We start from the raw sequence: 14,497 nt of genomic DNA, 5'->3' as shown, positions 1-14,497 counted from the left end.
ATTCACAGTTTGTGCTGGAACTGTACATAGAAAGTACGGCCTGGCAGTGGGAAATCGAAAGGAATATTGCCTGGGGCGAAACTGGGCTCCCTGGCATCTCGATTGAACACGTTCAGCACCATCGCGCTGACGCTCCAGTTGCCGATCAATTTCTCCCTGCGCAAATTCAAATCGACAGTGGTGTAATCGGGAATCTGGGGGCGGGTGTCGCCAGGTTGCCGCTTGCGGTCGACTACGCGATTGACGGTGGCGCCAAATTGCCATAATGATGCGAAACGCCAGTCAGCGCGGCCGAACCAGCGCTGGCGCGGCGCCAGGCCGGCGTCCTGTCCTGTGGTCTGGTCCGTAGAGTGCTGCAAGGAATAGCTGCCGGAAAGCCGCAGGTTGCGCGTGGCGTCCCAGGTTGCTTCCAGTTCCAGGCCGCGGCCGGTCTGGTCGCCCGCATTTTGCGCGGTCGAGCCGGTCGAGGGGTCAGGATTCGGCACAAACTGAATGATGTTGTGCATACGGTAGTAGAACAGGCTCAAGTTTGTTTGCAGCGTCTGGGTAGGCTGCCACGTGAATGCCAGCTCACGTGTGTTGATGGTTTCCGGTTCGAGATGGGGATTGCCTATGGTGACCGGATTGTTGATGCTGTATTGCTCGGTGAAGGATGGTGCGCGGAACGCGCTGCCGTATAAAGCCTTGACGGAAAAATTGTAGGCAGCATCCCAAACCAGCGCCAGGCGCGGATTGACCGTGCTGCCGAAATCGGAATAGCGGTCCACCCGCACCCCCGATGTCAGCGTCCAGTCTTTCGCCAGGGTCCATTCGTCCTGCACAAACGCATAGCTGATCGTACGTTTGTGCGGGGTCAGGTATACATCGCTGGTGCCGCTTACATCAATGACGCTCGTTAGCGGAACGAACTCGACCCCGACCCCGGGAACCGCCACGATCTTGAAGTTCTTGCTCTCGCTGGTCTGATACAGGTTTTCAATCCGATAGCCGGCGCCGAGCCGGATCCGATGCTTGTCAAACCCGGTATAAAACCCCGACAGGCTGAATTGACTGTCTCGTTCGGCGTGGCCGGGATTGCCTATCACGCCATCAGGAAAAGATCCCGCGAAAGCTCCCGGCGGGAACAGCACCGTCGGCGGCGACGCCGGCAGTTCGTTGATATTTTTCACCGACGCCTGCGCCGTGACATCCCAATTGCGGAAAAAATTGGGATTGGAATAGGTCAGGTCGGCATTCCAGCGCTGCGCCCGCACTCGCGCACCGGGATCGAGGCTGTTGGCCAGGCCGACGCCGGTGCCGGTTTCCTGGTTCTGATAGCCGGCGCGCAGACGCCAAAGGTCATAGGCGACATCGACCTGCATGTCCAGGCTGTTGCGCATCAGTTGCTCGTGCCCAGGGGCTAGCGAGGCCTGCGTTCCGAAAATTTTGTCCAGGCTGGTTTGCGCATCGGCGTCTATCGTTTTATTCGCGCCGCTGGTGTGGCCCGCTCCAAGATAGAACGCCACATCCAGCGGCCCCATCTTGCCGCCATGCTGGAACCAGGCTTCGTGCGTATCGAACGATCCCGCCCGTGCGCCATACGCGGTGCCGTTGATATCAGCCGCGGTCTTGGTAATGATATTGATGACGCCGGCGAATGCGTTCGCGCCGTACAGCGCCGATCCAGGGCCACGGATAACCTCGATACGGGCTATGTTCTGGATCGGTACACCGCCCCAGGCAAAGTCACGATTACCGAGAAAAGCATCGTTGACGGGGATACCGTTCACCAGCATCAATGCCTGCGGATTGTATTGCGTGGTGATGCCGCGGAACGAATAGATGGGATCGTTGTAAAGGCCCGAGTAAGACACGTGCAAACCTGGCACGCTTTCCAGCGCCTGGTTCATGCTGGTCGCTCCCATGGCCTGGATGTCCTGGGCGGTTATCACCGAGGCTACCGCCGGCGCCCGGGAAATATCTTGCTGGCTGCCGGTGGCGATGCTGACGAACGCTTTATTCCCGTAGGAAAGCACCAAATCGTCTTCATCGGCATTTTGCTGCGCTGCGGCCGAAGCGGCGCCCAGGAACAGGATGGCGGCACACGGAATTTGAGTTTGCCAACGGTTTTTCATTGCTGCCCCATTCGATCGAACCCAGGTATCACAGGATGCCGAGCCACTGCCCTTCATCCTCTCGCATCAGCTGCCTTATTCTTGCTGCCTTATTCTTGCTGCCTTATTCCTCCCGCCAGAGCCGTCGCCCGGGTCCTTCGTAACGCAGCTGTGAGCAGCGCAACGGAAATGTCGCTCCTGCCGGACGTTCGCTGGCCTCCAGATAACAAGGAGGCATGCCCGCCATGAACGAGGGAAGCAGGAATAAATAACATTCGCGCGGAGAAAAGCCCAGATCCAAGGGGATGGCCACCACTACAGCTGCGTAGTTAATCGGTAACCGGCGCCCCATTCGAGACAGCTCCCGCTCAATATCAAAAGCCAATCGCAGATACGGACCCTGCGCCATTTTTTCGCTTTCCATGCGCGCGAGAATCGCCGGAATACGTTCATCCACCTGCAATGTCGCCACCGGGCGGCCGTATCCCAGGATGCGTCGATGCTGCAGCAGCTCCTGCTGCAGAACTGCTTCCAGCGACTCCCCGGCATTGATGCGGTCATGAGCGCGGACCAGGAAATCTGCCGCAGCGAATTCCGGCTGCCACCCATAAATGCTGGCTTCCGAAACCGCGATCGCGGCGGCAATGCCGAGCGCGCCGGTACTGCGGGCGCTACCTGCCAGGGCGGCAACGCGGTTGTTCCACAATCGGGGGTCCGGGTAACTGGTATAAGTCCAGAGCGCATGCAGGATGGTTATCTGCTCAGGCGAGTAGCGACGCCCGGTGATGCCGAAGGCATATAGTGCGATCCAATCCATGTCCTTCAGATCGGCATGCAGATCGTGTCCGCGAAATACCGCTCGCTCCCCCGGGAAACATGCGCCCATCGCGGTGCGCAGGGGACCTTCATAGTCCAGCAAGATGTTCCTCATGCTTGCTCCTTGGCGAAGGCCGGGCCGGGATCGTTTTCCAGATCCAGTTCAAAGAATGGAAACTGGCGAAAACCCTGCCTGCCTTGTTCCAAAGCATGGATGGCTGCGCCCGGCAACCGCAGCAGCAAGGCCAGCATCTCACCTTCGCTGGCAGAAAAATCGATATCGGCAAGCGCCGCGGCGGCCACGCCGGTCATCGCCAACGGGTGGCCGGCCATCGATTCCAACGCCTCTCTTTCTTGCGACAGCCACGCCAGGTGGCCTGCGGGCATCATCGCGGCCAATTGCGAGAGGGTCTGGCGTACCGGATTTGCGCAACTCTTGCCGTAGGGATCGAACCCTGGAGGGTGGCCTGGCTCAGGCCATACTTGCAGGCGGGTCGGTGCGGCCGGGCTGGCAAGAGCGGAGCGCCAGTTTGCGAGTTCGCTCCCATTCTTCTTCCATGCCTCCACTGCCAGGAAGATTTCTCGCGCCCCGCCGTGCGAACCGGCGCCGACAGCCAGCGCCGCCATGAGCACCGAGGCAGCGGTCGAGCCGCCGACGCCGGCCGCCATCGCCGCATGTACAGAAGGATCGCGCGGGCCGGGGTTGGCCAAGGCTACGGCTAATGTCTCCAAGACCGCGGCCACGGCCGGTTGCGGGCGTTCGCCCTTGAACAGGAGATACAGGTATTCGATGTAGCCGATCTTGCCGAGCAAATCGCCATAGACATCGTAACCTCGGCAATAGCAGGCTGCGGCAGCAAAAGGGTTGTCCGCTTCAGCGTCTTCTTGCCAGACGCTGCTGCGGATGCTGTGCGGGCTTTCTTTATCGTTCATCTGGTTCCTTATTCGAAAGAAACGGCTAAAGCAGGCTCATGCCGCCATCGACAACGATTTCCTCGCCGACCACGTAAGCAGCGTCGTCCGACGCCAGGAACAGGGCAACCTTGGCTACCTCTGAAGGAAGGCCGAAACGTTTGCTCGGCGACTTTTGCGCAATCTCGGTTTTTATGCCGTCGGCTACGGCGGGCGGCAGGCCGAAGCGGTCGAAGATCGGTGTGGCGATGGGCCCAGGACTGATCGCATTGATCCTGATCCCGCGACTGATCAGCTCCAGCGCCAGCGACTGCACCAAGGAGCGCAATGCGGCTTTGCTGGCGCCGTAGACGCTGAAATTCGGCGATCCCAACTGGTTGGCGATAGAGGTGGTGACAATGATGGACGCCGCCCCGCTAAACAACGGCAACGCTTTCTGGATGGTGAAAAACGCTCCCTTGAAGTTGATTCCCATGATGTCGTCAAACTGTGTTTCAGAGATCAATTCCACTGGCGCCGCCGTGGCGATGGCGGCATTGACGAACAATACGTCCAGACGCGTGAAGCGGCGCTCTACCTGCTGCATCAAGGATGCGATTTCGGCGAGATTCGCCGTATCGCTGCGGATCGTCAGGACGTCGCTGCCCAGCTCCTCCCGGACGCGCGCCAAGCCATCCGGATCACGCCCGGTAATCGCCAGGCGGGCGCCGTGCTCAAGGAAAAGCTTGGCGCTTGCCAAACCGATGCCGCTGGAACCACCTGTGATGAGTACCGTCTTACCGTCCAGTTTGCCCATGTCTATTCCTTATAAAGTTCCGGCCAGAACCCGCATGCGAAGATTTATTGGAGGCACCTCGTCGCGGTCTATCAGCACGTCCAGCAGCGTCGGCCCCGGTCGCGCGCACATCGCAGCGATATCCAGCTTGGCCAGATCTTCAGGCGCATGAATGGTATGCCCTGCGGCTCCCATGGCCCGCGCCAGGGCAGCGAAATCGGTAGGCGGCAAATCGCAGCCGATATGCTCGGCTTCTGCCAGCCGCTGGCCATGCTTGACCATTCCCAAGGCCTGGTCGTTGAGGACAACAAAAATCACGGACAGCTTTTCGGCGACAGCGACCGATATTTCCTGGCCGTTCATCAAGAAACTACCGTCTCCGGTAATGCATACCACAGGCATTTTTGGATTGCCGATGGCGGTGCCGATGGCCCCGCCGATAGCCCAGCCCATCGGTGCAAAATTCATGATGACGCGCAGCCAGCCGCCGTAGGTTTTGCGTCGTCCCGGCGCGCGGGCGCTCCCTCCCCCGCCTTGGCGTCTTTCGGATATGCGCCTGTCCCGGGGTTGCAAATAATGAATCGCCCAGGCGGCGCTATTGCCGGTATCGGCAAGGAAACGCGTGGTCGGCGGAAACAGCCGGCTTAATTCGCGCATCAGCCGTTGCGGCAGAATCGGCATGACGCTGCTCTCGTATTTTTTGGGAGCAATCAGCATGGTCTCCGGCTCCCATTGGCTGCTATGCTGCTTGCGGACGAAGCGCCTCTGTTCATACTCGAAATTGCCGGAACGGCGAACGTCCTGCATATGCTTGACCAGCCGATTGAAAATTGACAGGATCCGTCCCCGCATGTGGAAGCGCGCCATCGGGGTCTGGCTGAGATGCTCCTCGGTATCGTCGATGTGCACCAGCCGGGAATTGAGCAAACCGTCGCTCCAGCCGCCGCTGCTCCACTCCCCCATCCCGGTGCCGATCGCCATGATCAGGTCGACCGACTTGTCTCGTATCGCCGTCTCGGCGGAGGCGTGGCCGGCAAAACCGAATACGCCGCGAAAAAGCGGATGTCGCGGGCTTACCAGGCCCTTGCCGTCTGGCGTGGTAATCACGGCGGCACCGCTCAGGTCGGCGAACTGGAGTATCGAGCCGATAGCTTCGCCGCAACCCACGCCAATTAGCAAAACGATATTTTCGGCCCTGGACAGCATCAGGAGCAGCGTTGCCAGCGCTTCGTCGTCAACCGACGACGACGGCTGCAACAGCGCTTGTAAATCGTAAGAGGGAGCCAACTGCGTATTCGGGCTGCGAAACACATCGATGGGTATGCTTAAGTGCACGGGCCCGACCGGCGTGCGGATGGCGCGCTGCAGAGCGGTCATGAGCTTGTTTTCGAACTGCTGCGGATGGGACACCAGAGAATTGTAGTGTGTGCAGTGCTGCAGCATGCCCAGCGTATCGACGCCGGTGCAAGTCGACTCTTGCAGCGGATGCTTGCCGAAAGTAGGCAGGGCTGGCTGCGCTGTAATCACCAGCAAGGGAATATTGTTATCGTAGGCGCAGGCCACCCCGGTGATCAAATTGGTGGAGCCGGGGCCGGAGGTAGCGCAGCAGACGCCGATTTTGCCGGTTTCACGGGCATAACCGTCGGCCATGTAGGCAGCTCCCGCTTCGTGCCGCGCCAGGACATGGCGCACTCCTCCCCTGCGGCTGCTTCTGGCAAGGGCGTCGAAAAAAGGCTCGATGGCGCCGCCTGGAACCCCGAAGACGCATTCGATTTCCATCTGGTCCAGATAGGCCACCAGCAGGTCGGCTACTACCATGGGTGGCTCGGAAGGCCGCTCCCAATTCTTCCTCGGCATATCGTCATATACCGGAAAATTATCAGCACCCATACCAAATCCCTCTCCTGATGGCAGGAAGATTGCTGCGGCACGTCAATGCGCACCGTTCATCCTCACAGGGCCAATGGGCAAGAAAAAATATTCCCACATGGAAATTAAGTGTAGTCTTGTCTTAACAAATCACAAAGCAAAGAATCCGATCGACGCGCTTCAACAACGATCCAGACCAGGAAGACATGCATCGCCGGCATCCAGCGGCCAGCAGCCGAAGATAAATATGCAAAAAACCACAGGCGGGAAATGCTGGTCAGGTCTTGATCGCTTGATGCCAATATTGCCACCTTATTAATAGATTGCCACCTATCAATATTGACAGCTGTTTTTGTGACATCTAATGCATTAATGTTAAAAAAGCGGTTAATGGCTATTGAACTGCCCAGCCGTCGGACGCAACCTGCTATTCACCAGGGAAAAATCGGCCACGGTCATTGCCATGCCATATGTGTGTGGGGGGCTATATGTCGATCATGAACTGCCTTGTTATCTTTCTGGCCAGCTATAGACAAAAGGCAACTATTGCCATGGCCGCACGGACAGCCTGATGTCAATCTTCTCCTCCATATTTACAGAACTGACAACGGATTTAGGAGGTAACTGGTGGTAAGGCAATCGCTTATCTTTTTCATGTTCAGCACGATGCTTGCGGGCCCGTCATTCGCTGCGGATCCGGGAATTTCCGATACTGAAATCCGCTTGGGCATGGTTAATGCGCAATCCGGGGCGGCCGCCGGACTGGGCCAAGGCATGCGGATTGGCGCCATGGCGGTTTTCAACGACGTCAACACCAACGGCGGGATTCACGGGCGACGGATAAATTTACTGGTGGATGACGATGCCTACGATCCCGACAAGGCAATCGATGCAACATTGAAAATGATCGACCAGGAAAATGTTTTTTCTCTGTTCGGCTATGTCGGCACGCCAACCGCCAACGCCGTTCTGCCTATCATCAAGGACACCAAGATACCTCTTGTTGGCATCTTCAGCGGGGCGATGCTGTTGCGCAGGCCAGTCATTCCGGAAGTGATCAATCTTCGCGCCAGCTATGGCGACGAGACGGAAATCCTGGTTGATCATTTCATCAAGGACAGAGGCGCCAAACGTTTTGCAGTGTTTTACCAAGACGATGGATTCGGCCTGTCGGTCCTGGCCGGAACCGAGACGGCATTAAAGCGGCGCGGCATTGATGTCGTGGCCAAGGCGACTTTCCAGCGCGGGACGACTGCAATCCAGGCTGGGCTTGCCACATTAATAGAGAGCAAGCCCGACGTCGTGATCATGGTCGGACCCTATACGCCGCTGTCGACATTCATCAAAAATGCGAGAACCGAAGGGTTGAAAGCCAGTTTAGCGACCGTGTCGTTCGTCGGCACCGACAATCTGGTCAGGCTGGTCGGCGCCGACGGCGATGGAGTCGTCATATCGCAGGTGGTCCCATTCCCGCAAAATCATGATTTGCCGCTCGCCAGGGAATGCGCGGCACTCATCAATAAATATGCTCCGGGAGAAAAACTCGGATTTGTCAATTTCGAAGGGTGTATCAGCGCCAAGGCCATGGTCATCGCCTTGGACAGGACCGGGCCGGCGTTGACACGGCCGGGACTGATCCGCGCCTTCGAATCGATCAAGGGGTTGGATATCGGCGGCCTGCAGTTCAATCTCGGCCAGGATAATCATCAAGCATCCAATTCGGTATTCTTGACCAGAATATCGCAAGGGAAAATAACCTCGATCGACACAATTCCAAAGTAGCACACAAGACAGCCGACTTGAAAAGAACGAACCGCGCGTTGCAAAAGTGAGGCCTTGGTGAAAATCAGAACAAAGCTGTTTGCGAGTACAGGATTGCTGCTGCTAGGAGTGATCGCGATCGCGGCGGCTAGCCTCATCGCCCTGAATGGCGTTTCTTCGAGCGTGTACAGGCTTACCAAGGAATCGCTGCCCCTGCAATTGAAAACAGGCGAACTGCAACGCACCATCGAAAGAACGTCAGACAATTTTTTCAAGCTCGGCATGTCGACAGATCGTCAACAGCAAGAACAGTCGTCATCGGCAATCGCTAGCAATATCAAGTCGATCAGAACTCTTACGAGCAATATCCAAGAAATGGATCGGCAAGGGATTGACATCGATCCTGCATTATATGAGGCGATGCAGGGAAAGATGAATCTTGCGGTCGGCGACCGCCTGCGGGATACCGAAATATTCAAGGACGAGGCTCACAACATCAAAGAGACGCTAAAGAACATAGAGCGCTCGATAAGCACCATCAAGACCAGTATCGGCACGCTGAATACCCAGGCCGAAACAGTGGTCGCGGCGGCGCAGCAGGCAAGTCTTTCGTCGAACAAGATTATCAAAGAATTCTCCGGCATCAGAATGCGCGTGAAAGACATGATCATCATCATCGATGAGATTGAAACGGTAAAGAATCGCTATCGGCTCACTCCCTTGAAAGAACGCATGAAAGCTGCGGAAAATGCGATTAAAGGGCTTGCTTACGCGCAGGACGGCACGACAAAAATGAAGGAAATAGGCGACGCCATTTCGGCATTGACTGAACGTGTTCTCAACAATAAAGGCGGATTGATCGCGTTGCGCTCCAACGCCCTGTCGAACGCCGCCTCAGAGGCCGACTATTTTTCGGAAAAAGCAAACATCATTCAGGCATTTGAATCCATTGACGCGAAAGTATCCGAGGCTATCGATCCGATTGAAATGCAACTGGTCCGCGACCGCCACAAACTTGAAGAAGCCGTTGCATTCTTGCAAAAGGCGACGCGTGTGAAAGACGCTGGAAATGCCATCACCATTGATGTCAACGAGTTGAATAGCGCAATCGGGGGAGTGATCCTGAGCGAATCGGAGCCTGAATTAAAAACCAGCGTGACCGCTGCAAGGATCCAGGCAAAAGAATTGAAAGAGAGCGATTCTTTGTTCAGGAAGGAGCTGTTGGGCACGCAGCAGAACGAATACATTGCAGAGGAAAATGCCATCAACCGGCTTATCCAGATACTCAATGAAGGCTCTGAAAGAATCATCACGGCAAAGATGCGTGTGCTTGCAAGCGACGCCGCGTTACGCGAAATCGTCGGACAGGTCAATGCCGTCTCGATGAAAAAACTGGCTTACAGCGACTTGCAAGTGGAAAAAATCGGCAAGCAACAGCAAGGCGTCGTATCGAATTTGCAGAGTTCGGTAAATAGATCGTTTGTCGTGATTGTGATCGCAACATTATTACTGGCTTTCGCTGGTATCGCTGTCAATACCAAGATCGGAACATCGATCGCGCACCCGCTTTCCAGCCTGTCCGCCACCATCGAACGCATACGAGGCGGGAAGGATCTTTCGTTGCGGGTGCCTGGGCACGGCACGGGCGAAATAGGAATACTGATCAACGGTTTTAACAGCATGCTCGAGAATATCGAGCGGCGTGACGCGCAGCTCAAGCACGCGACAGCGGAAGCAAAGGCCGGCAACCAGGCGAAGTCCGAGTTTTTGGCCAAGATGAGCCACGAAATCCGCACTCCCATGAACGGCGTGCTGGGCATGACTGAATTATTGTTGCGTACCAGGCTGGATGCCAAGCAGCGACGCTTCGTCGACTCGGTTTACCGCTCTGGCGAGTCGCTTCTGACAGTTATCGACGACATTCTCGATTTTTCAAAAATCGAAGCAGGCAAGCTGACATTGGAGAAAATCGGATTCAACTTGAGACAGACGATCGACGATGTCGTTGTCCTGCTTGCTCATAGCGCTCAACGCAAGGGCCTTGATCTCATCCTTCTTATGGCAGAGGACCTGCCGCAAAATGTGCGAGGCGACTCGGTCCGGGTGCGCCAAATCATCACGAATCTGATCAACAATGCCATCAAGTTCACTGATCGTGGAGAAATTGTAGTCGATGTGCGCTGCGACGATCGCGACCGAGTCTGTTTTTCGATCTCGGATACTGGCATAGGCATCGCACCGGAGGTGGCCGCGAATCTTTTTCAGCCCTTCCAGCAAGCGGATAGTTCAACTTCACGGAAGTATGGCGGCACCGGACTAGGTCTTGTCATCACCAAGCAGCTCGTCGAAATGATGGGGGGAACAATCGAATTGAAAAGTTCGCCAGGCCAGGGATCCATTTTTTCGGTTACCTTGCTGCTGGAGCGGCTGGCCGACGAAATATCGTCCCATGCTCCTGCCGTACGAACATCCCTGGCCGGATTGAGGATGCTGATTGTCGATGACAATGCGACCGACCGCAGTATCCTCCTGGAGCATGCGGGCGAATGGAATATGGATGCCGTGAGCGCATCGAGCGGCGCAGAGGCTATGGATCAGCTGCGCGCCGCGGCGGCCGGCGGCAAGCATTTTGACGTAGCGATCATCGACGTTCGCATGCCTGTCATGGACGGCATTGCCCTGGTACACGCGATCAAAGCCGATATTTCTCTTTTTCAGCCGAAGATTGTCATGCTTACTTCGTTCGACACCGTCGACGACATCAATCTTGCCCGCAAGCTGGGCATCGAACACTGCTTTAACAAGCCGGTACGTGGAACCGATCTCTACAACTGCATCATCACCGCAACAGGAGCCGGCAGCCCAACTACCGCACAGCCCATGATAAAGACGATCGATCCTGCATCAGCTCCGGCAACCAATCTGCTCCCCGGGATGACGGTTCGCGTGCTTTTGGCTGAGGACAATGCCATCAACCAGGAAATCGCCACAGCAATGCTTGAAGATACCGGATACCAGGTCACCGCAGCCGAGAACGGCCGCGTAGTGCTATCCATGCTTGCGAGCAGCGATTTTGATGTCATATTGATGGATTGCCAAATGCCGGAAATGGACGGCTTCGAAGCGACCCGCGAGCTACGCCGGCGAGAAAACGAAACCGGCGGCCATCGCATTCCCGTTATTGCACTGACTGCAAATGCCATTGGCGGCGATAGGGAACGCTGCCTTGAAGCGGGCATGGACGACTATATTTCGAAGCCGTTTCGCCGCGACATATTATTAAAGACACTCGCGCACTGGACTCGAGATGAAAAAAAGGCGCCAAGCTCCGCTCCTGCCGCCGACGCGGCTCCGGCCATGGCAGCCACGCCGGAAGCCGTCACCATCGATCCCAAGGCGCTGGAAGTCTTGCGCGCACTGCAAAAGCCAGGCCGCCCCGACGTACTCACCCGGGTTGTCGACATGTTCAACCTCGATGCTCCCCGCTTGCTTTCCGCAATGCGTGACGCCATTGCGGCGAATGACGCTGATGCTTTGCAGCGTGCTGCACATACGCTGAAATCGACTAGTGCAAATGTCGGCGCCATGCTGCTTGCGGCGTACTGCCGTGAAATCGAACAACTAGCGCGCTCTGCGGATGTGGCGGCAACCGCCGCTCCATTTGATGGTGCAATGGAAGAACTTGATCGCGTCCTTGTGGCGCTTGCTCTGGAAAGGGTTGCCGCATGACTAAGGAAACTAAAGACGTTACCGTGGTCCTCATCGTTGACGACGATGCGATGACCCGCATGCTTGTTGTAGAAGCGCTGGAACCCGAGGGTTTCAAGGTGGAAGAAGCCGCAAGCGGCATCGAAGGCATCGAGGCGTTTCAACGCCTCCAGCCTGACATCATTCTATTAGACGTCAGCATGCCCGGAATGGACGGATTTGCGTGCTGCAAGCACATACGTGGACTGCTTGACGGCAAGCGCATACCGATTGTCGTCCTTACCGGAAACGACGATGACGAGTCGATTACGCAGGCATTTGAGGCTGGGGCTACCGATTTTCTCTCCAAGCCCATGCGCTGGAAATTGCTGCCGCATCGAGTCCGATATCTGTTACGGGCCAGCGAAGCCCTGGAAGACCTGGCACGCAGCGAGGCGAGCCTGACGTATGCCCAGGGATTGGCCCATGTGGGAAACTGGGAATATAGCCCGGAAAGCGCCGACGGTTACTGGTCCCCGGAAGTCTACAGGATCCTGGGACTCGACGAGAGTAATAGTCCGCCACGGTTTGAATCGCTGCTGCAACTGGCGCCCAACGATGAGCAGCCCAAGCTGATTTATTCCTTCATGAATTTACGCACTGAAGGCATCAGCTATAGCCTGGAGCACCGCATTACACGCCCCAACGGAGACGAGAGGATCGTGCTCCAACAGGCGGAAGCGTTGCGCGAGCAAGGCCGGATCCTGACACTCCGAGGCACTTTGCAAGACATCACTGAACGTAAGATGCACGAGGCGCGGATCGAATACCTGGCCAACCATGATGCGCTTACAGACCTGCCCAACCGCAACTTGCTGAGCGATCGCATTACGCAGTCAATCGCCCATGCGAACCGTGCCGGCCAGCACATGGCTGTGATGTTTCTCGATTTGGATCGATTTAAATTTATCAACGACAATTTCGGCCACCCCGCAGGCGACAATTTGTTGAAGGCTGTTGCTGCCAGGCTCAGAACAGCGACGCGCGAAGAAGATACCGTAGCACGAATTGGAGGCGATGAATTCGTCATCATGCTGCCGGCTTTCAGCGCCCCCAACGATACCGATACCGCAGTGCGAAGAGTGTTAGATGCGTTTTCCTCCCCGTTCCTGGTCGGCGACCATGCGCTGCATGTCACGACCAGCATCGGGGTGAGTATTTATCCAGAAGATGGCGGCAATAGCGAAACATTGCTTAAAACGGCAGATGCCGCGTTATACAGTGCGAAAGAAAAAGGCCGGAATTGCTTCCAGCTCTATACCCGTGAAATGGGGGTTCAGGTAGAGGAACAGGCAGAGCTCGAAAATGCGCTGCGCCAGGCTGTCGTACGGCATGAATTCGAGCTCTTCTACCAACCCAAGGTCGATCTTAAAAGTGGACAAGTCAATGGCGTCGAAGCGCTGCTGCGCTGGCGTCGCCCGGGAGTCGGCTTGATCCCCCCGGACAGCTTTATTCCCTTGGCGGAAGAGACGGGATTGATCGTGCCGCTGGGCGAGTGGGTATTGAGAACGGCTTGCGTCCAGGCAAAGGCCTGGCAAGTTGCAGGACATCTTGAGCTGAGCATGGCAGTCAACGTATCAGCGCGGCAATTCCGACAACAGAATATTGTCGAACTCGTACGTAGCGCTCTGCTTGACAGCGGCCTCGCCGCTGAATATCTGGAACTGGAACTGACGGAAAGCGTACTCATGCGGGATCGACAGACCGCGGTAAAAACACTGCGTCAGCTCAAAGAGATAGGCGTGGTGTTAACGCTGGACGATTTCGGCACCGGATATTCGAGCCTCTCCTATCTCAAGGAATTCCCCTTCGATGTAGTGAAGATCGATAAGTCGTTCATTACCGACGTGACCAACAGCGTCGACGGCGCCTCGCTCACCAAATCCATCATTGCCATGGCCGAGTCCCTGCATATGACGACAGTTGCCGAGGGAGTAGAGACAGAAGGCCAATTGGGATTTTTAAGCAGCAACCGATGCGACACCATGCAAGGGTATTATTTCAGCCGCCCATTGCCGATAGAAGAAATGGATGCGTTGCTTAGCGCAGGAACACATCTCCTTGATGACAATCAACGCAGCGAGCAACTCAAGCGCACCCTGCTGCTTGTCTGTAACGATGAGGAAATACAGGCTTCCCTCAATCGTCTTTTTCTACCGGACGGCTATCAGATTTTCAGCACAAACAGTCCGCTTGAAGCGCTGGAAATGCTAGCGATCTATCCTGTCGGCGTCATTGTATCCGACTTGGGCAAACCCGAAATACCCGGAATCGATCCCTTAAGCCGGGTCAGGGGACTCTATCCGCATATAGTCCGCATCATGCTTTCCGGCTATTCCGAAATACAACTGGCGACCGGTGAAATTAACGAGACAGCCGTTTATAAATTCCTGACAAAGCCGTGGGATGACCGATTGCTGCGGCAGCATGTCAGGGAGTCGTTTCGTCGCTACGAAGCACGCACAAGGGGTAAAAATCCGAAACAGGAAATCAAGCCTGTCATCGCACCCGCTTTGAAATAAGG

The 14,497-nt window shown here is 56.2% G+C and carries 9 protein-coding genes; 4 read left to right on the top strand and 5 right to left on the bottom strand.

Features of this window, described 5'->3' with window-relative positions; genetic code table 11:
- Positions 1-2 precede the first annotated feature (2 nt).
- From AC07RZ_RS05715 to AC07RZ_RS05695, 5 genes are all read right to left on the bottom strand, one after another.
- On the bottom strand, positions 3-2,114 hold the full coding sequence (locus AC07RZ_RS05715; RefSeq protein WP_494667237.1) for a TonB-dependent receptor plug domain-containing protein: 2,112 nt from the start codon (positions 2,112-2,114) through the stop codon (positions 3-5).
- A 103-nt stretch (positions 2,115-2,217) separates the two neighbouring features.
- On the bottom strand, positions 2,218-3,024 hold the full coding sequence (locus AC07RZ_RS05710; protein ID WP_494667236.1) for a citrate synthase family protein: 807 nt from the start codon (positions 3,022-3,024) through the stop codon (positions 2,218-2,220).
- A complete protein-coding gene (locus tag AC07RZ_RS05705) occupies positions 3,021-3,842 on the bottom strand; it encodes a citryl-CoA lyase (RefSeq protein ID WP_494667235.1) in 822 nt (273 codons plus the stop codon). The genes AC07RZ_RS05710 and AC07RZ_RS05705 overlap by 4 nt, the downstream gene beginning before the upstream one ends.
- A 25-nt stretch (positions 3,843-3,867) precedes the next feature.
- Positions 3,868-4,617 carry an SDR family oxidoreductase gene (locus tag AC07RZ_RS05700; protein ID WP_494667234.1) on the bottom strand — a complete coding sequence of 250 codons (750 nt, stop codon included), beginning with the start codon at positions 4,615-4,617 and terminating at the stop codon, positions 3,868-3,870.
- Between the two features lie 9 nt (positions 4,618-4,626).
- Positions 4,627-6,414, bottom strand: a complete 1,788-nt coding sequence (locus AC07RZ_RS05695) for a thiamine pyrophosphate-binding protein (RefSeq protein WP_494667233.1) — start codon at positions 6,412-6,414, stop codon at positions 4,627-4,629.
- Between AC07RZ_RS05695 and AC07RZ_RS05690 the strand changes: the two genes are divergently transcribed.
- From AC07RZ_RS05690 to AC07RZ_RS05675, 4 genes are all read left to right on the top strand, one after another.
- Positions 6,413-6,784 carry a hypothetical protein gene (locus tag AC07RZ_RS05690; protein WP_494667232.1) on the top strand — a complete coding sequence of 124 codons (372 nt, stop codon included), beginning with the start codon at positions 6,413-6,415 and terminating at the stop codon, positions 6,782-6,784. The two genes, AC07RZ_RS05695 and AC07RZ_RS05690, sit on opposite strands and share 2 nt — an antisense overlap.
- Positions 6,785-7,119: 335 nt before the next feature.
- Positions 7,120-8,247, top strand: coding sequence for an ABC transporter substrate-binding protein (locus AC07RZ_RS05685; protein ID WP_494667231.1), 1,128 nt, complete (start codon positions 7,120-7,122; stop codon positions 8,245-8,247).
- Positions 8,248-8,304: 57 nt separating this feature from the next.
- A complete protein-coding gene (locus AC07RZ_RS05680) occupies positions 8,305-11,955 on the top strand; it encodes a response regulator (RefSeq protein WP_494667230.1) in 3,651 nt (1,216 codons plus the stop codon).
- Positions 11,952-14,495 carry an EAL domain-containing protein gene (locus AC07RZ_RS05675; protein WP_494667229.1) on the top strand — a complete coding sequence of 848 codons (2,544 nt, stop codon included), beginning with the start codon at positions 11,952-11,954 and terminating at the stop codon, positions 14,493-14,495. Before AC07RZ_RS05680 ends, AC07RZ_RS05675 begins: the two co-directional genes overlap by 4 nt.
- Positions 14,496-14,497 lie beyond the last annotated feature (2 nt).

The sequence above is a fragment of the Collimonas sp. GW821-FHT07E08 genome (assembly GCF_059418905.1).
Note: the sequence above shows the minus strand (reverse complement) of the source record. Positions and strands in the feature narration are given on the sequence as shown.

Bases quoted from the DNA above. Each gene is read 5' to 3' on its own strand.
- AC07RZ_RS05715 (WP_494667237.1), bottom strand. From the start codon at position 2,114: ATGAAAAACCGTTGGCAAACTCAAATTCCGTGTGCCGCCATCCTGTTC.
- AC07RZ_RS05710 (WP_494667236.1), bottom strand. From the start codon at position 3,024: ATGAGGAACATCTTGCTGGACTATGAAGGTCCCCTGCGCACCGCGATG.
- AC07RZ_RS05705 (WP_494667235.1), bottom strand. From the start codon at position 3,842: ATGAACGATAAAGAAAGCCCGCACAGCATCCGCAGCAGCGTCTGGCAA.
- AC07RZ_RS05700 (WP_494667234.1), bottom strand. From the start codon at position 4,617: ATGGGCAAACTGGACGGTAAGACGGTACTCATCACAGGTGGTTCCAGC.
- AC07RZ_RS05690 (WP_494667232.1), top strand. From the start codon at position 6,413: ATGGGTGGCTCGGAAGGCCGCTCCCAATTCTTCCTCGGCATATCGTCA.
- AC07RZ_RS05695 (WP_494667233.1), bottom strand. From the start codon at position 6,414: ATGGTAGTAGCCGACCTGCTGGTGGCCTATCTGGACCAGATGGAAATC.
- AC07RZ_RS05685 (WP_494667231.1), top strand. From the start codon at position 7,120: ATGTTCAGCACGATGCTTGCGGGCCCGTCATTCGCTGCGGATCCGGGA.
- AC07RZ_RS05675 (WP_494667229.1), top strand. From the start codon at position 11,952: ATGACTAAGGAAACTAAAGACGTTACCGTGGTCCTCATCGTTGACGAC.